Raw genomic sequence first — 17,300 nt, 5'->3', positions numbered from 1 at the left:
GTGGTACGCCAACGCTCCGAATCAAACCGTCCTGCAGACTGCGGCGCAGCGCTACGAGGTCGGGGTGACCGGAAAGGGCGATGGCGGCGACGCCCAGCGGGCGTCGATGAAGGCATTGAACCCGAGCTTCCGCTGGTTCGTCTACAACTCGGGCACCGACAACTACGTGACCTCTTCGTCGGGAACACCGGAGCACGATCTGCTGGTGTCGCTGGCCGCGAGTCGGGGTTGGGACGTGGAAGAAGCATACATGCACTACTGGGATGACACGCAGGTCACCCTCGAAGGTGCCACGATCCTCATCCGCGGCTGGGGTGGCGGCAGTGCGTCGACACCGGCGGAGGCGCGCATCCCGGTGTACTACAGGAACCTGAGCCGGCGGGCGGTGAATTTCTCCACTCCCCGGGCGGCGCAGCTCAACCGGGAAGTCATGGTGCGGCTGGCGTTCGCAACGCCCTTCAGCGGCTCCAGCGTCTACCCCGACGGCATCTTCCTGGACAACTCGACGGCGCAGTTCTTCGCCTACGGCATCATCCTGAGCGGTGGCCACGTCCGCGAAGCCACCGGTCACCCGGTGATGGGGAGCCAGGCCTTCCTCGACTGGCACTGGAACGTGAACTACGGCCCCTTCCTCACCACTTTGAAAGACACGATGCAGGTGGGGGCGAACTGGACGCCGGACCATCAGCGCAAGTATCTGATGCTGAACGTGGCCAACATCTGGAGCGACGGTTACGTGACCCGGGATGCGGCGGACGTGTTGTTCATGGAGTTCCAGTACAACCCGGTGCGGAGCTTCGGGACCGGAATGGTGGACGAGGCGTACCGCCGGGATGCGCTGGCGTCGTCCGCGGGCATCTCCTGTTTCTATTCGGCGACGATGACCAATAGCGTCTCGGGTCACGTGGGGCAGTACAGCTACGCGGAGACGATGCTCGGGAACCTGGCCTGGTATCTGGTGACGCGGACGCCGGGGACGCTCTTCTACGAGATGGGGACGAGCGTACCGAGCGCCGCGGGATGGGACTCGCTCACCTGGCGCGGCTGCCTCGACGTGGCGAACCGGGAGCTGGGAGCGGCCGTGGGGGCGCCGTACACCCTGGCGAGCGGGACGGACCCGTTGGGGAATGCCTATGTGGTGAAGGCGCGGGATTACGAACGCGGCTTGGCGGTGCTGCGCAACCGCGGCGACTGGGACGAGGGCATCGAGACCGGGACCGCGGTGTCGGTGAACTTGCCGCGGTCGCTGTCGCCGGTGAGTCCGGCGGGGAACACCGGCTCGTTCGTGAGCTCGGTGACGCTGCGGAACGGCCAGGGGATGCTGTTCCTGGATCACGCGGTGGCGGTGGAGCTGGAGAGCTTCGAGGTGGAGCGGTTGGGAACGGGGGGCGCCGCGCTGCACTGGGTGGTGCGGGAAGCGAGCGCGGATCACCAGGGGTTCCACGTCTACCGAGGTGATGCCGGGGGACCGCGGCAGCGTCTGACGGGAGAATTGCTGCACGGCTTGCGGGAGTACACGTACGTGGACGCGACGGCGCCGGAGTCCGGGGCGTACTACTGGTTGGCGGAGACGGCGGAGTCGGGTGCGGTGCAGTGGTACGGGCCGGTGGAGCTGCGAGGCTTGCCGGTCGCGGGAGTGTGGCTCTCGGGGGGCGAGCCGAGCCCGTTCCGGGAGGAGACGACGATCCGTTTCGGCCTGGAGTCGGGGGGCCGGGCGGAACTCAGGGTGTACGACGTGCGGGGTCGCGAGGTGCAGCGGCTGTATGCGGGCACGGGTGATGGCCGGAGCCACGCGGTGACCTGGCGCGGCGAGGACCAGAGCGGCCGGCAAGTGTCGCCGGGCGTCTACTTCTACCGGCTCGAGACCCCGGTGCGGGTCCTCACGCGCAAGATCTTGCGGGCGGAATGACATCTCCACCCTCCGGATTCATGACGCCTTCGACCGAGGGCCGACGCAACCAGGGCGTAAGCGAGCTGAAACAGCGGCTCCTGGGCAACCTCAGAGAGACGCGTCTCCTCGGCAGCAGTGCCCTCAACAACCTGCTGATCCTCACCCGGCTCGAGCGCCAGGCCAAGAGGATCGGCAACCGCTGGATCCAGTTCCGCTACGATCCCGGCAAGACGCTGCGTGAAAACGTGGGTTTCGCCCACACGCCGGCGGACGACGCGGGTCTGCGCAAGGCACTCGAAGATCTGCAGCGGATCGCTCGACTCTGTCTCTCTCCAGGGGACGGCGTGTTGGAGATCGGCTGCGGCACCGGTCTGTATCTCAAGGATTTCGACGCTCAGTACGCTCTGACCGGGTTGGACATCAGCCCTGAGATGATCAAGGTCTGCAAGGCGGGCATCCCTCACGCGAGCTTCATCGTGGGGGATATCATGAAGACGGACATACAGAGACGCTTCAAACTCATTTACCTCGTGAGCGTGTTGGAGTTCATCAACCGCTCGGACCTGAGCCGCTTCTTTGCCCGAATGAGCAATCTGCTCGAGCCCGGCGGGTTCCTCTTCGTCCATTACCCACACGCACTCCGGTGGATGGATACGTTGTACCCCCGGTTGAAGTACATCCGGTACTCACCGCGGCTCGTCGAGAAAACGGCGCGAAAACATCTCGCGCTCATCGAGCACCACCATGCATTCGACGAGCGCATCGTAGGCCGCTACGACCGCGAGAAAGGCAGCCCAACCTTTCAGAACAGCTACCTCCTCGTCGCTTGGAAGCCCGTGGGTTCGGCCGCCGACGTGTCTCCAGAGGACGATCCTTCGCGTAGATTACCCACCTGGACGGAAGTCGGGGCAGAGTCCACGCGGTAGGGGTCTTTCCACGTGGTTTCCACGCAGGCGAGGAACTTGGCAGCGCCCGGCGCGCGCGAGGGCGGCTGCAATAGCCCGTGGCGCGACGCGCCGGCGCTCGGCCTGGTATGATTCAAGCCTCCACAACTCGTCGTACCTCTCGCGCCTGGAGACTCGTCGAGTCATGTGCGGTATCGCAGGAATCCACAATCCCGCCGCGGGGGCGCCGCCGCTGCTTTCCGAAGCTGCGGCCATGATCCACTGCCTGCGGCATCGTGGCCCCGACGACACCGGTTTCCACGCCGACGACGCCATTGCCCTCGCCCACGCCCGGCTCTCCATCATCGACCTGGAAGGCGGCAAGCAGCCCCTCCACAACGAGGACGGGAGCATCCAGGTCGTGGCCAATGGCGAGATCTTCAATTACCTGGAGTTGCGGCGCGAGCTGCAGGCGGCGGGGCACCGCTTCACCACCCACTCGGACACCGAGGTCATCGTCCATGCCTATGAACAACACGGGTTGGACTTCGTCGAGCGTTTGAATGGGCAGTTCGCCATCGCCCTCTGGGACTCTCGGGCCCACCGGCTCCTCCTGGCGCGGGATCGGACTGGCATTCGACCGCTCTACTACACGACGGTCGGCGGGCGCCTGTTCTTCGCCTCGGAAATCAAAGCCCTGTTCGCGTTGCCCATGGTGCCGCGGCACCTCGAGCCGCGGGCGCTGGGGGAGATCTTCACCTTCTGGTCCGTCCAACCGCCAGCCACTCCCTTCGCAGGCGTGCAGGCGCTGCCGCCGGGGCATTGGCTCGCGGTGGAGCGCGGCACGCTACGCCAGCAGCGCTACTGGGACTGGTCTTTTCCCTCCCAGGTGCCGGAGAACCCACCGACGAGCGAGGCCGCGGCAGCAGAGCTGCGCGAGCTGCTCGTCGATGCGGTGCGGTTGCAGCTGCGTGCGGACGTTCCCGTGGGCGCGTACCTGAGCGGCGGCTTGGACTCGGCCAGCGTTGTCGCCATCATCCGCAAGCACACGGCCGCGCAGCTGCGCACTTTCTCGCTCTCCTTCGAGGATGAGGAGTTCGACGAGAGTCGCTACCAGCGCCTGCTCGTGCAGGCCCTGGGTACGGAGCACACCGAGGTCCCCTGCAGCCGCGACGCCATCGGCGCCGCCTTCCCTTCCACCCTGTGGCACACGGAGGCACCGATCCTGCGCACCGCCCCGACGCCTCTCCTCCTCCTGGCGGCTGCGGTTCGCGAGCACGGTTTCAAGGTGGTGCTCACCGGCGAAGGCGCGGACGAAGTGTGTGGCGGCTACGATCTGTTCAAGGAAGCGAAGATCCGGCGTTACTGGGCCCGCCAGCCCGGCTCGGCGCGGCGGGCCCGGCTGGTTGGAAAGCTCTATCCCTACCTCGCGCACTCGCCGGCGGCGGCGGGTCCGCTGGCGCAACTTTTCTTCGGTCGCGGTCTGGCGCAGAGCGATCGGCCCACCTTCGCCCACATGCCGCGATGGACGACGACGCAACGGCTGTGGCAGTTCTTCGCCCCCGAGGTGGTGGCAGGATGGAAGGATTGGGATCCGGCTGCCGCACTGCAGAGTTCCTTGCCTCCCGGCATCGAGGACTGGGTGCCCATGGGGCGGGATCAATATGTCGAAGCGCACACGCTCCTGTCGTCGTACCTGCTGAGCTCGCAGGGTGACCGTGTCGCCATGGCGCATGGGGTGGAGACACGCTTCCCCTTCCTCGACCACCGCCTGATCGAGTACGCCAACAGCCTACCGCCGCATTACAAAATACAGGGACTGCAAGAGAAGGCCGTGCTCAAGAAGGCCATGCAAGGCCTGCTGCCGCCGGAGATCTTACAGCGCCCCAAGCAACCCTACCGGGCACCGGACAGCCCCTGCTTCTTCCCAAGGCAGCGCCCCCTGCCTTACGTGGAGGAGCTCTTCCGGGAAGCCCGGCTGCGCGAGTCCGGGCTCTTCGACCCCAAAGCAGTGCGCAAGCTGTTCGAGAAGTGCCGCACCGGGCGCGCTCTCGGTTTCGGCGACAACATGGCGTTCATCGGCATCCTTTCCACCCTGCTGGTGGAGGAGATGTTCGTCCGGCGGAAGGCGCTCTCTTCCCTCACGGATTCGCCGGCCGCCGCGGCCTGAAGGAGTGCTGTGCTCCTCCACGAGTTCCTGGAGCAGACGATCCGCAAGCGGCCCGAGGCCGTGGCCTTGATCTGCGGCGAGCGTCGCTGGCGCTATGCAGAAATCGGGGCTCTGGTCGAGCGCCTGGCCGCGGCGATGCAGCGCCGCGGCGTGCAACACGGCGAGCGCGTGGCGATCTACGCCGAGAACGGCGTGGAAACCGTGGTCGGCATCTATGCGGCGCTCCGCTGCGGGGCCGTGTTCATGCCCATCAACCCGCTGACGAAGAAGGACAAGCTGGCGTACCTCGTCGACGACGCCAGGCCGGTGTGCATGCTGGCGAGTGCCTCGCTGTTGCGGGTGGTGCAGGAAGCGCTGCCGGCAAACGGGCCGCTCCGGACCTGCATCGTGAGCGGTGGAGCGGCCCCTGCGGTCGGCGCCGGTGGACCGGCCCCTGAAGCGGCCGTCCCCGGCACCGAGTTCGTGCGCTTCGAGACAGCGCTCGCCGAAGGTGGCACCGCGCTGCCGGTGCCGACGATCGATCAGGATCTGGCCAGCATCCTCTACACCTCCGGTTCCACCGGCGAGCCGAAGGGTGTCATGCTGACGCATCTCAACATGGTCACGGCGATGCAATCCGTCCGCAGTTATCTCGAGCTGCAGGATGAGGACATGATCCTCTGTGCTCTGCCCCTCGCCTTCGGCTACGGCCTGTACCAGATCTTGATGGGGTTCGCGTGCGGTGCCTGTGTGGTCCTCGAGCGCTCCTTCGCGTTCCCCGTGCAGGTGCTGGAGAGAATGCAGCGCCTGCACGTCACCGTCTTCCCCGGTGTGCCCAGCATGTTCGCCGCCCTGCTCGGCCTGGAAACCTTGCCGCAGTACGACCTCGCCAGCCTGCGGCTGATCACGAACGCCGCCGCGGCTCTCCCGGAGCGGCAGATTCAGGAGCTGCGCCGGCTCTTCCCGCAGGCGCGGCTCTTTTCCATGTATGGACTCACCGAGTGCATGCGCGTCAGCTACCTCCCGCCGGAAGAGCTCGAACGCCGGCCCCAAAGCGTCGGCCGCGGCATGCCCAACCAGGAAGTCTGGCTGGCGGACGCAGCGGGGCGGTGCTTGCCTCCGGGAAGCACCGGAGAGCTGGTCATCCGCGGCAGCCATGTGATGCGCGGCTACTGGCGCAAGCCCGAAGAAACTGCGGAACGGCTCAAGCCTGGTCCTCTTCCAGGGGAGATGGTGTTGCACACTGGAGACATCTTCCGTATGGACGAGGAGGGATATCTCTACTTCGTCGCCCGGAAGGACGATATCATCAAGAGCCAGGGTGAGAAGGTGAGCCCGCGGGAAGTGGAGAACGTGCTCTGCAGCCTCGACGGAGTGCAGGAGGCCGCGGCGGTGGGGGTCCCCGACGCTCTGCTCGGGGAAGCGGTGAAGGCGATCCTGGTGCTGAAACCGGGGTACGCGTACACCGCGCGGGAGATCGTGAAGCACTGCCTCGCCAAGATGGAGAGCTTCATGGCCCCGAAGTACGTGGAGTTCGTGCGCGATCTGCCGCGCACGAACACGGGCAAGATCGACAAGAAGGGGCTGCGATGAACGCTCCAGCCTCCAAGGGCACGCCGCGTCCTGGTGCTGCGGACGACGGCGGCAGTATCAAACACCGGGTGCGCACCTATCTGCTCGACAACTTCCTGATGGGTGGAGCGGCGGAAGACATCCAGGACGACACCTCGTTCATCGACAGCCAGATCCTGGATTCCACCGGCTTCCTCGAATTGATCTCGTTCCTGGAAGAGACCTTCGGTTTCCATGTCGAGGACGCGGAGATGGTACCGGAGAACCTCGATTCCTTGCGCCGTGTCGAGGCTTTCGTGCAGGGCAAGCGCGCCGCACCCTGATGGACGCCGTCTGGCGGCAGGCCATCGTGCCGCCCCGTGCAGGCTCGTGGCGTCGCGGAGGATCCGCCGTGCTCACCCAGAACGTCTTCGATCTCGACGGTGCGAAGGAGTGCGAGCGCATCGGGGACTGGTTGCGACAGGCGCTCCGTCGCGACCTGCATCGCCACGGCATCGTCGTGGCGCTCTCCGGCGGCGTCGACAGCTCGGTGTGCGCGGCTCTCGCCGCTCGCGCCCTGGGGGTGGGAAAGGTCCTGGCGCTCCTGCTCCCGGAGCGCGACTCCTCTCCGCACAGCACCCGTCTCGGCCGGCTCGTGGCGGAGCAACTCGGGATCGAGTGGATCTTGCAGGACATCACCCCGGCGCTGGAAGCGATCGGTTGCTACTCCCGGAGGGACGAAGCCATCCGCGCCGTCCTCCCGGACTACGCCGCCGACTGGAAGAGCAAGATCGCCATCCGCGGCGGTCTCGAAGGCCGGATCAACCACTTCGTCTTGGTGGTGGAAACGCCCGCCGGAGCGGTGCGAGAGCAGCGCCTCGGGCCGCGGGAGTACCTGCAGATCGTCGCCGCCACCAGCTACAAGCAGCGCCTGCGCAAGGCCATCGAGTACTTTCACGCCGACCGGCTGCATTACGCGGTCCTGGGCACGCCCAATCGGCTGGAATACGACCAGGGCTTCTTCGTCAAGAACGGCGACGGTGCCGCCGACCTCAAGCCTATCGCCCATCTCTACAAGACGCAGGTGTACGCTCTGGCTCGTTTCCTGGGGCTACCGGAGGAGATCTGCGCCGCCCAGCCCACCACCGACACCTACAGCATGACGCAGGGGCAGGACGAGTTCTACTTCGGGCTTCCCTATGCCGACATGGATCTGGCGCTGTGGGGGCACGACCACGGCTTGCCGGCCGCGGAGCTGGGCCGGGCCCTGGGGATGGAGCCGCAACAAGCCGAGCTCGTGTACCGCGACATCGAGCGCAAGCGCGGCACCACGGCGTACCTGCACGCGTCGCCGCGCCTGGCGGCGCCGGACCTCGGAGGTTGACGAAACGGTGCGCTACGGGGCGAAACGCTGGATCGTGTGGGGCATGCTCGCCTTCACCTGGCCCCTCGGGGTGCCGTCGCGCGTCGCCTACCGCTGGTGGGGCTCGGAAGCGATCTTCGACTTCTGCGCCAAGTTGCTGAGTCTCGTCCCGGGCATTCCCGGCCAGTACGCGCGCACTTCGTTCTACGTGCAGACGCTGGACTGCGCGCACTACGACCTGGCCATGGCTTTCGGCTCCTTCGTCTCCCGCCCCACTGCACGCCTGGGTCGGCGCGTGGTCGTCGGCAGCTACACCATCATCGGCAACGCCACCATCGAGGATGGCGTCCTCATCGCCAGCCGGGTCTCGGTGCTGAGCGGCAAGCATCAGCACGGTAGCTCCCTCGAGGACGGGGAGCTGCGGCAGGAACCGGAGTACGCCGCGCTGCGCCTCGGTGCCGAGAGCTGGATCGGTGAAGGCGCGGTGGTGATGGCCTCTCTCGGCCGCCATTGCATCGTCTCCGCCGGCAGCGTGGTGACGAAGCCGGCGCCGGATCGCACCGTCGCCATCGGCAATCCGGCGCGCTTCCTCTATCCTGCCGTCACCGACGTCGCGGCGCCGGCATGACGGTGCGTTGCGCCCGTCCTCTGCGGCCTTTTCACCTCGCTCTCCTTCTGGTGTTTCTAGCGGCGGCGGTGGAGGCGCGTCCGATGGCTGGCAGCACGGGGTCCGGCAAGGTGCACATCGTCTACATCGAGGCCTCCACCGGCCAGCGCTGGCAGCTCGAGGACCTGCCCCGGCGCCTGGGAGACGAGCGCTTCCAGGTGCAATTCCTGCCGGAGTACGCCTTCGACAAGAGCGCTCAGGTCGCCGCCGCCCTCGCCGCTCCGGCCGGACTCCCGGCGGCCATCGTGTTGCAAGAGTGTTCCGTCTACTTCCCCGGACCGCTGCCGGAATACGAGCGGCTCTTCCGCCGCTGGGTGCAGGAAATCCGTGCCGCCGGCGTCACCCCCATCGTCGCCACGGTGATCCCTCCGGCACGCCACCGCGGCTGGAGGCAGGAGTTCGCCGAGTTCGTCAAGGTCAAGCTGCTCGGACGGGAGAAACAATTCGATCAGGTGCTCGCCTTCAATGACTGGCTCCGCCAGCTGGCACAGGAAGAGAAGTTGCTCCTCCTCGATCTGGAGGTCGCGCTGCGCACGAGCAGCAGCGACGCACATCTGCGGCCCGAGTGGGATGCGGGCGACGGCATCCACGTGAACGCGGCGGCATACGCCGTGCTGGATCGACTTCTGGGGCAGACGCTGTCGCCGTTGCTCCCGGCGCCGTGAGCGGAATCGGCTACGATCCGGAGGGACCCCCACCGGAGCGCCGCATGCCCGCGACCACTTTGCGCCGTCACCAGACCCTGGAAGAGATCGGCGAGGCCGCCTGGGAAGAGCTGCTGGCCCGAGCTGCGCGAGCCTCGGTGTTCCAGACCTATGCTTGGAACGCCTGCTGGTGGGCGGCGAAGCAGAATCGCCGCCGGCGTCTGGTGTTGCTCTCGGCCTGGGAGAACGGCGAGTTGGTCGCTCTGGCGCCCCTTTTCCACCAGGCGTCGGCGCTCCGGAGGGATCTCTGCTTTCTAGGCCACGGGAACTCCGATTACCTCGATTTCGTCGTCGCCGCGGGTCGTGAGGACGCCGCTGCCACGCTCCTCGCCGCCGCCGGAAGCCTCGAGGAGCGCTGGCATCGCTTCCACCTCCTCGATCTTCCGGCATGGTCGGTGGTGCGCCAAAGACTGGAGGCAGCGGGCACCCCGGGTTCCCTGCTCTTCCGCCGCGGCGACGACACCGCCTGCCCCGGCCTCGTCCGCCTGACCGGCGAGAAGACCTTCCTCCTGGCGACGCAGCACAAGATGCTGCGCAACAACAGCAAGATCCTCGCTCGCGCCGGGCGGGTGGAGACCGTGCACCTCTCCGGCGCCGCGGCGATCCAGCCGCACCTGGAGGGTTTTTTCGCCACCCACGTCCGCCGCTGGTCCAGCACGCCATATCCCAGCTTGTTCCTCGACGAGGAGAATCGCCGTTTCTACCGCTGTCTCGTCGAGCACATGCCGGTGGAGCGGCTGCTGTTCACGGTGGTCACGCTGGACGGCCGCCCCGTCGCCTATCATTTCGGCTTCGTCTACGGCGGCATTCTCTTCTTCTACAAGCCGACTTACGACGTGGAAAGCCGGAGGCTCTCTCCCGGCTCGACGCTGCTCGTGGAGCTGTTCAAGTGGTGCGAGGCGCGGGGGCTCGAGGAGTTCGACTTCACCCGAGGCGACGAGGCGTTCAAGGAACGCTTCGCCAACCACGTCGATCACAACGCCAGCTACGTATGGTACCGGAGTCGCTCGGCCTCCTGGCAGGATGCGCTCGCCGGGCGGAGCCTGCGAGCGGCGCGGCGTTTGCTGCGCCGGTCGCGTTAGCCACCGGGTCGCGACGAAGGGGCGGCTGCGCTGGGCGTCGGGCCACGACGGAGGGGCCGGCCGCGCGGGGTGCCGGGCTGCACCAGGCAACGCCCCCTTAGGGGCTGTGCTATCATGGCCCTGCCATTCAGGACAAAGATCTCGCGAGCCGAGCCGCAGCGTGAGCACAGCTCCGACCCGTGGTTCGTAGCGGCACTGCGACACCGCAGCACCACGGCCGCACCGTGGGGGGTGTGGAGGGCGAGAGCGCCGTGAATCACTTCAAGCGCACAGCGAAATCCGCGGCGGAAGGCTTGGGGCTGTACCGCCTCGCCCGCCAGGTGAACCGGCAGCGGGCCGCCATCCTCATGTACCACGGGGTGACGCGCGAGGAGCAGTCCCCCGACTGGGCGCAAGTGCCCCTGGCTGCTTTCGAGCAGCAGATGGGCTATCTGAAGGAACACTACAACGTGGTGCCGCTGCGCCAGCTCCTGGGGATGCTGGCCTCGGGCACGGTGGCGCCTTACACCGCCGCAGTCACCTTCGACGAGGGCTATCGCTCCACCTACGAGCTGATCCACCCCGTGCTGCAGCGCCTCGGCATCCCCGCCACCACGTACCTGACCACGGAATTCGTCCGCTCGACTCCCCACGACCACCGCTACATCTGGACCGACTACATCGCGGTGCTCTTGGAGTCGTGCGGCGAACCGCAGCTCGATCTGCGCCCGTGGGGCCTACCGATTCTGGATATCTCGACACCGGAACGGCTGTATCGGGCGCGCCGCCTCATCTCGCTCCACCTCAAGGCGCTGCGTTCGCTGGACAAGGATGGCGTTCTCAAGGCGCTGGAGGACCGCTACGGCGAACGCGTCGAGCATTGCCGCTTCGCCCGTTACCACGGCCTCACCTGGGACGAGGTGCAGGCGATGTCGCAGCAGGGATGCATCGATTTCGGGGCCCACACCCGCTCGCATCCGATCCTGAGCCGGATCGACATGCCGCGGCTCGAGGAGGAGGTCCTCGGCTCCCGGGACGACATCCACTCCCACCTCGGAAGGTACGTCGAGGACTTCGCCTTCCCCAGCGGCCGGCGCGAGGACATCAGCGACGAAGCGCTGGCGCTGGTGCGCCGCGAATTCAAGAGCGCCGCCACCACCGTCTGCCGGCTCAACGAGGCGGATCAGGATCCCTACTTCCTCTTCCGCCTCGGCATCGGCTGCGACCTGGGCTTCTCCAGCTTCAAAGCCCTGCTCTCCGGTCTGTACAGCTTCGGTAAGTGATCACTCCACCTCGGAGCGCGCCAGGGTCGGACGGTCGATGCCACCCTGGATGCCGGCCTTCAGCAGTCCGTACTTCCTGTACTTGCGCGCCCGGGCCAGGAGCTTCTCGGCGGAGCGGCGGTCGACGTGCTCCTGCACCGTCTTCCAGGTCTCGTAGACCCGGAAGAGGTCGCCGCTCGTATGGTCCTGGCGCGGCACCGCCCCGAGAGGATGGTAGATCCCGGGGCCGTATTCCTTCGGCTGGTAGCAGTTGATGTTCTCTTCGAAGCTGCGCCGGGTGTAGGCGAAGAAATCGTCGAAGGTGCGGCGCATGAGCACCATCTCGTACTTCTCCGGATCCCGCAGCAACAGCGATCCCGGCTCGATGTTCATGGGCGAGACATAGGGATAGCGCACGTCGGCGAACTTGTCGTACACCGCATCGGAGAAGACCGGGATGGCATCGACGTCGGCGTCCACCTCGAAGGGCAACCCCATGAGAGTGCTCAGGTCGACGGTGAAGTTGTCGTGGCGGTGCACGTGCTCCAGGACGTCGTACAGGTCGGCATCGGAGAAGAAGGCCTTCAGGTAGCGCCGCTTGCCCAGGAACTCCCGCAGCCGCTCCGAGGCGGTCTGCACGTCGATGCAGAGCTCGACGAAGTTGAAGGTCTCGGCCAGCGCATCCACCAGGCGCTTGCTCGGCAAGGACCAGCTGCAGAAGTAGACGTTGTGCTTCTTCTTCTCCATGGCCTCGAAGAGGTGCAAGTGGTAATCCTCGTCCACGTTGCCCCGGAGCGGATCGAAATCGAAGGTGATCCGGCCGCCGCCGGGATACTTGTCCAGGATCTCGATCTCCTTGAGGATGTGCTCGACGGGACGATAGATGTAGCGGGCCCGCCCGAAGCTCTGTTTGTTGTTCCACGCGTTCGCCGAGCAATAGGCGCAACTCTCCACGCAACCCTTGCCCGTCCAGATGTAGCTGTTCAGCACGCTCACGTCGGAGACGATGTCTTCGAGGCGCTCTTCCAGGTAGGTGTCCTGGAAGGTGGCCTCGTCCTGCACGTACCAGGTGCCCTTGGCGGGAAGGGCCGGGTTCTGCTTGAAGACGCTGTTCAGCGGCTCCGTGCCGCTCACCAGGCGGTACAGGGGCTCCTCGCCGTCGCCGCGGATGACCACGTCGAAATCGGTGCGGGCCACGAGGTCCTGGGCGAAGAAGGTGGCGGTCTGGCCGCCGGCGATGGTGACCACCTTGGGATCGGCCTTCTTGATCAGCGAGGCGATGTAGGAAGAGGAATACAGTGTGTCCCACCACTTGCAGCAGACGGCAGCAAAGTGCGGCCGGAAGCTCGCGATCTCCTGGGCCACGGTTTCCTCGAAGCCGGCGTGGTTGAGCGGCACGATGCGGACGTCCACGTGCCGCCGGTGCAGGTACGAGGCGAGCCACAAGAGCGCGTTGTTGAACTTGTGGTGGTCGCCGTTGCGGTAGCGCGGCGGGTTGAAGAGGATGACACGCATGACGCCCTCCTGCGACGGCTGCCCGTCAGGGTCTCGATCTCTCCCGAGCCGGGGCGGCCGCGCGGGCCGCCCGGCTCGGCTTGCCTAGGCCTTCTCCGGCGGCATCGACTTGCCGGAACGCATGCTCTCTCGGACCTTCTTCAGGTTGCGGATCACGATCGCGTCCAGGTTGTCGCCGAAGCCCTGGATGCCGCGGCGCAGGGGCTCGATGGCACCGTAGAGCTTGGAGAACGAGGCGTAGTAGTCGCGCAAGTTCATCTTCGTCGGCAGCACCGAGTGCAGCAGATCGTAGTAGTCGTAGTTCGGCTCGATGATCTGGTCCTTCATCTTCTCGTACGTCACCGTCCCCGGGAACGGCGTGAGGATGAAGTACAGCGGCAACCCCAGGTTGCGGGAATCCACGAAGCGCTGCAGGTTGTCGAAGTCCTGCGGCTCATAGTCCTGGGCGAGGACGAAGTTCGAGTTGATCTCGAGATCGTTGTGCTGCAGGATCGCGATGGATTCGTGGGTGTCCTCCATCGTGGCGTCCTTGTTGTAGTCCACCAGATCCTTGTCGCGGATGGTCTCGAAGCCCACCATGACGCGCTTCAAGCCCACTCGGGCCCACTTTTCCATGAGCTTGGGGTCGCGCCGGATGCTGTCGGTGCGGGTCATGTAGAAGTAGCTCTTCTTGATGTCCCGCTCCTCCAGCAGGTCGGCGATCCGATGCATACGCGGCACGTCGATCATCGCCTCGTCGTCGGTGAACCAGACGTTCGGTTCGGCGATGGAGGCGACCTCGTCCACGAACGACTCAGGGCTGCGCGAAAGGTACTTGCCGTTCGTCGTCGGCCAGAGGCAGCAGAACTCGCAGCGGAACGGGCAGCTGTAGGAGCTCATGATCGAGGCCACGGGCTTCATCCACTTGTCGAAGTACTGCTCCCGCACGTGGGCGGAGAGGGCGCGGTTCGGCCAGCGGTAGCTGTCCAGGTGCGGCCACGGGCGCTGCGGGGTCATCTTCATGCCGCCGTTGTCGTGCAGCGCCAGACCGCGGAGGCCGGCGAGGTCGGCCTTGATCCCCTTGGCTTCCCAGGTGTCCACGAGCTCGCGCAAGGTGTTTACGCCTTCCGCCGGCGCCACCACGTCGATGTGCGGGGTCAGGAGCTCGGCGGGAGCGCCGTTGGCGAAGAAACCGCCGACGACGACGCGGATCGCCGGGTCGGTCGCCTTGATCTCCTCGGCCAGGCGCTTCACGGTGTTGACGTCCACCGTGTAGGCGGTCATACCCACGACGTTGGGGCGGAACGACGCCAGAGTGTCGCTCAACGGCGTCTTCTGCACCCGCATGTCGAAGAGCGCCACATCGTGGGCGTCCTCGAGGCCCGAAGCCAGATACTCCGCCCACAGCGGCTCGGTGACGAAGATCGCGTCACCGCCCCAGACGTGTGGGTTCGTCGGCGGCTGGATGAACAGGACTCGCATCGTATACCCCCTGCTGAGGCTCCAAGCTACGCAACTTGCCTTCGAGATAGAGACGCCGGAAATGCTGGTGACGGCGCTTGCCGCTGGAGGTCTTGGCGAGGGTGCCCCGCGCCACGAGCAACGTCTCGCTCACCTCCAAGCCGAGGTGATGGAAGATGCGGTCGCGGATTTCCGCGGCGATCTCGGCGAAGGGGCGCACCGAGGGCTGTCCGACCTCCGCCGCCACCACGACGCGCTGCGTGCCGCGCCGGGCATCGTCGATGCCGAAGGCGACGAAGCAGCCCGGACGCAAGCCGGCCACCTGGGCGAGGGCGGTCTCGAAATAGCTCGGGTCCACCTTCCGGCCCTGGACGGTGATCCGTTCGCGCACACGGCCCACCCAGAAGAGCTCGTCGCCGCGCTTGTAACCCAGATCTCCGGTGCGCAAGAGCTTGCCGTGGAGGGCGCGGCGTGTTTCCTTCCTATCTCCCACGTACCCTTGCATGCGGGACGGCGTGTGCACGGCGATCTCTCCGACCTGCCCGTCCGCGAGCGGTTTGCCTAGCCGGGAGAGGATGCGGAGGTCGACGCCGGGGGCGGCGCGGCCCACGCCGACCACGGTCACCGTGTTCCGTGCGGCGGCTTCGAGCGCCACCGCCTGGTGGCGTGATTGCAACGCCTCGCCATCGAGATGCTCCCAGCGCAGCGGTGCTTCGAGAGAGCTGAAGGCCACGCCACCGACGCACTCGGCGCAGCCAAAGTTGGTCTGCATCGCCTCCCAGCGCAGCCCGTAGGGGGCGAAACGGGAGTGGAAGCTCTGCATCGTCTCCAGATGGATGCGCTCGGCGGCGTTCCACAGGGCGCGCACTCGCTCGAGGCGCACGCCGTCCATGTCGGCCGGCGTGATCTTGCGCACCGCGAGCGCGAAGCCGAAGTTGGGCGACCAGCTCAGAGTCGCCCCTGTCTCCGCCATGCCGCGCAGCCAGAGCGCCGGACGCTTGACGAAATCCTGTGGCCCCGCCATGACCAGCGGCACGCCGGACGCCAGGCAGAGGAAGAAATTGTTCACCAATCCCATGTCGTGATAGAGCGGCGTCCAGTTGAAGCAGAGGTCGTCGGCGGCCAAGCGCATGGCGGCGCGCATGCCCGCGAGCGCCGCCAGCACCGGTTGCTGCCGCCACTGGCAGACGCGCGGGAACCCCGTGGTCCCCGAGGTGAGCTGGAGCGCCACCACGGCGTGGGCGTCGAGTCGAGGCGGTGCCAGGTTGCCGGAAAGCGCCGGGACCGCTTCGGCGCCGAAGAGGAAGCGCGTTTGCCGGCGGCGACTCTCGAGCTCCTGGCGCTGCTCCACCATGCGGCTCGGGCAGAGCACCAGCTTGGGAGCGAGCTTGACTACCATCCGGGCGAGCACGGCGGCGAGATTCGAGTGCATCCCTTGTAAAACCGGCGGCGCCACCAGGAGCGGCACGGCGCCGCAGAGCAAGACGGCAAGGAGCAGGATGGCGCATGCCTCGTTGCTCGGCAACGCCAGGATCACCACGTCCTTGGGCTGCACGCCGAGCTGACGGAGACCCAGCGCCTGCGCCGCGGCGCGCGCGTGGAGCTCTTCCCAGGTGTGCCAGGTCACCACGCCCGTCGGGGCGAGGAAACCCACGGCGCGTCGGGCCGGGTCGCGCTCGAGCTGGGCCTCGAAGCTCGCCTGCAGGGTCTCGTTCATGCCCGTCCAGCCCGGCGCCCGCGCGGCACGGGGCCTTCACCCTTTCTTGCGAGCCACCAGGAGCCCGGTGGCTCCGACGATCGGAAGTTGAGAGACGCCGGTGAAACCGCAGTCCTCGAGCCAGGAGCGGATCTCGTCGCTGCGGTAGGCGCGGCCGCGCTTGGTGTCGAGCAGCAACGCCAAAGAGAAGAGCGCCGCCTCGGCAGCGGCGGGGGAGTCGGGCATGGTTTCGTGCACCAGCACCTCGCCGCCCGGCGGCAGGGCTTGGTGCACGCGCCGGAGGATCCCCAGGCACTCTTCCGGTGACCAATCGTGCAGCACGTTGGCGACGAGGACGCAATCGCAACCTTCCGGCAGGCGGTCGGCATGGAAGTCGCCCGCCACGGCGCGGGCGCGTTCCTCCAGCCCGGCCTGGCGGAAGCGTTGCCGCGCCAGGGCACACACCGGTTCGAGGTCGAAGAGGGTCACCTGCAAGTGCGGATGACGTGCAGCGATGAGGGCGCCGAACGCTCCCGAGCCACCCCCGAGATCCAGCAAATGCCGGCGCGAAGCGAAATCGTAGCTCTCGGCGATTCGTGTCGCTGGCCAATAGGCGAGTCCTGCGAGACCGTCGAAGAAGAGCCCGAGTTGCTCCTGGTCCCCGGTCAAATGGTCGAACAGATCGTCCGGTCTGCTCCCCGTCGCGGTTTGGGGCGCGTTTTCCTGCACCGCCTGCTCGAGCCGTCCCCAAATGCCGTAGCTGAAGCGTTGCCAGAAGGAGAGCACCGGGTTGTAGGAAGACTCCCGGCCGGGCACGAGGAAGAGCGCGGCGGTGCGCGAGTTCTGATAGCGGGAGCCCTCGACATCGCGCAGCAATCCCAGCCCCACGCAGGCTCGAAGCAGAGCGGTGACGCCGCGCGCGTCGCTCCCGAGCTGCGCCGCCACTTCGGTCGCCGTCTTCGACCCCTTGGCCAGGAGGGAGAAGAGTCCGAGAGCATTGGCGGCGAAGAGCACCTGCGCCCGCTGGTAACCTGTCGCCAGTTGCACGATGCCGGCGAGTCCGAGCTCCGCCGCCGCCGGGCGCGTTTGTGTGCTCATGCCCGCTTCCTCCGGGGAA

At 66.7% G+C, this 17,300-nt stretch carries 14 protein-coding genes; 10 read left to right on the top strand and 4 right to left on the bottom strand.

Features of this window, described 5'->3' with window-relative positions; all coding sequences use genetic code 11:
• From VFE28_13550 to VFE28_13505, 10 genes are all read left to right on the top strand, one after another.
• Positions 1 to 1,909, top strand: a 1,909-nt coding sequence (locus tag VFE28_13550) for a T9SS type A sorting domain-containing protein (GenBank protein HZM17021.1), incomplete at its 5' end; no start/stop codon positions are given.
• 20 nt (positions 1,910 to 1,929) lie between these two features.
• On the top strand, positions 1,930 to 2,817 hold the full coding sequence (locus tag VFE28_13545) for a class I SAM-dependent methyltransferase (GenBank protein HZM17020.1): 888 nt from the start codon (positions 1,930 to 1,932) through the stop codon (positions 2,815 to 2,817).
• Between the two features lie 163 nt (positions 2,818 to 2,980).
• On the top strand, positions 2,981 to 4,945 hold the full coding sequence (asnB, locus tag VFE28_13540; GenBank protein HZM17019.1) for an asparagine synthase (glutamine-hydrolyzing): 1,965 nt from the start codon (positions 2,981 to 2,983) through the stop codon (positions 4,943 to 4,945).
• A 9-nt stretch (positions 4,946 to 4,954) separates the two neighbouring features.
• Positions 4,955 to 6,517, top strand: coding sequence for an AMP-binding protein (locus tag VFE28_13535; protein HZM17018.1), 1,563 nt, complete (start codon positions 4,955 to 4,957; stop codon positions 6,515 to 6,517).
• Positions 6,514 to 6,819, top strand: a complete 306-nt coding sequence (locus VFE28_13530) for an acyl carrier protein (protein HZM17017.1) — start codon at positions 6,514 to 6,516, stop codon at positions 6,817 to 6,819. The genes VFE28_13535 and VFE28_13530 overlap by 4 nt, the downstream gene beginning before the upstream one ends.
• Positions 6,820 to 6,887: 68 nt before the next feature.
• On the top strand, positions 6,888 to 7,859 hold the full coding sequence (nadE, locus tag VFE28_13525; protein HZM17016.1) for an NAD(+) synthase: 972 nt from the start codon (positions 6,888 to 6,890) through the stop codon (positions 7,857 to 7,859).
• Positions 7,860 to 7,866: 7 nt separating this feature from the next.
• Positions 7,867 to 8,466, top strand: coding sequence for an acyltransferase (locus VFE28_13520; GenBank protein ID HZM17015.1), 600 nt, complete (start codon positions 7,867 to 7,869; stop codon positions 8,464 to 8,466).
• 83 nt (positions 8,467 to 8,549) lie between these two features.
• Entirely contained in the window at positions 8,550 to 9,170 is a 621-nt protein-coding gene (locus VFE28_13515) for a hypothetical protein (protein ID HZM17014.1), read from the top strand.
• 44 nt (positions 9,171 to 9,214) lie between these two features.
• Positions 9,215 to 10,291 carry a GNAT family N-acetyltransferase gene (locus tag VFE28_13510; GenBank protein ID HZM17013.1) on the top strand — a complete coding sequence of 359 codons (1,077 nt, stop codon included), beginning with the start codon at positions 9,215 to 9,217 and terminating at the stop codon, positions 10,289 to 10,291.
• Positions 10,292 to 10,542: 251 nt separating this feature from the next.
• Positions 10,543 to 11,553: a polysaccharide deacetylase family protein gene (locus VFE28_13505; protein HZM17012.1), complete on the top strand. Its 1,011-nt coding sequence runs from the start codon at positions 10,543 to 10,545 to the stop codon at positions 11,551 to 11,553.
• Here the strand turns inward: VFE28_13505 and VFE28_13500 are convergent, their stop codons facing one another.
• The 4 genes from VFE28_13500 to VFE28_13485 form a co-directional block, all read right to left on the bottom strand.
• The gene (locus VFE28_13500) at positions 11,554 to 13,047 is read right to left on the bottom strand and encodes a cobalamin-dependent protein (GenBank protein ID HZM17011.1); all 1,494 of its coding nucleotides are present in this window, start codon (positions 13,045 to 13,047) and stop codon (positions 11,554 to 11,556) included. It lies immediately after the preceding gene.
• 84 nt (positions 13,048 to 13,131) lie between these two features.
• Positions 13,132 to 14,508, bottom strand: a complete 1,377-nt coding sequence (locus VFE28_13495; GenBank protein ID HZM17010.1) for a cobalamin-dependent protein — start codon at positions 14,506 to 14,508, stop codon at positions 13,132 to 13,134.
• Positions 14,456 to 16,204, bottom strand: coding sequence for an AMP-binding protein (locus tag VFE28_13490; GenBank protein ID HZM17009.1), 1,749 nt, complete (start codon positions 16,202 to 16,204; stop codon positions 14,456 to 14,458). Before VFE28_13490 ends, VFE28_13495 begins: the two co-directional genes overlap by 53 nt.
• A gap of 36 nt (positions 16,205 to 16,240) precedes the next feature.
• On the bottom strand, positions 16,241 to 17,281 hold the full coding sequence (locus VFE28_13485; protein HZM17008.1) for a methyltransferase: 1,041 nt from the start codon (positions 17,279 to 17,281) through the stop codon (positions 16,241 to 16,243).
• Between the last annotated feature and the right edge of the window lie 19 nt (positions 17,282 to 17,300).

The organism is Candidatus Krumholzibacteriia bacterium, from assembly GCA_035649275.1.
GTDB lineage: Bacteria > Krumholzibacteriota > Krumholzibacteriia.
The sequence above is the reverse complement of the archived record's forward strand: the minus strand, read 5'-3'. Positions and strand labels throughout refer to the sequence as shown.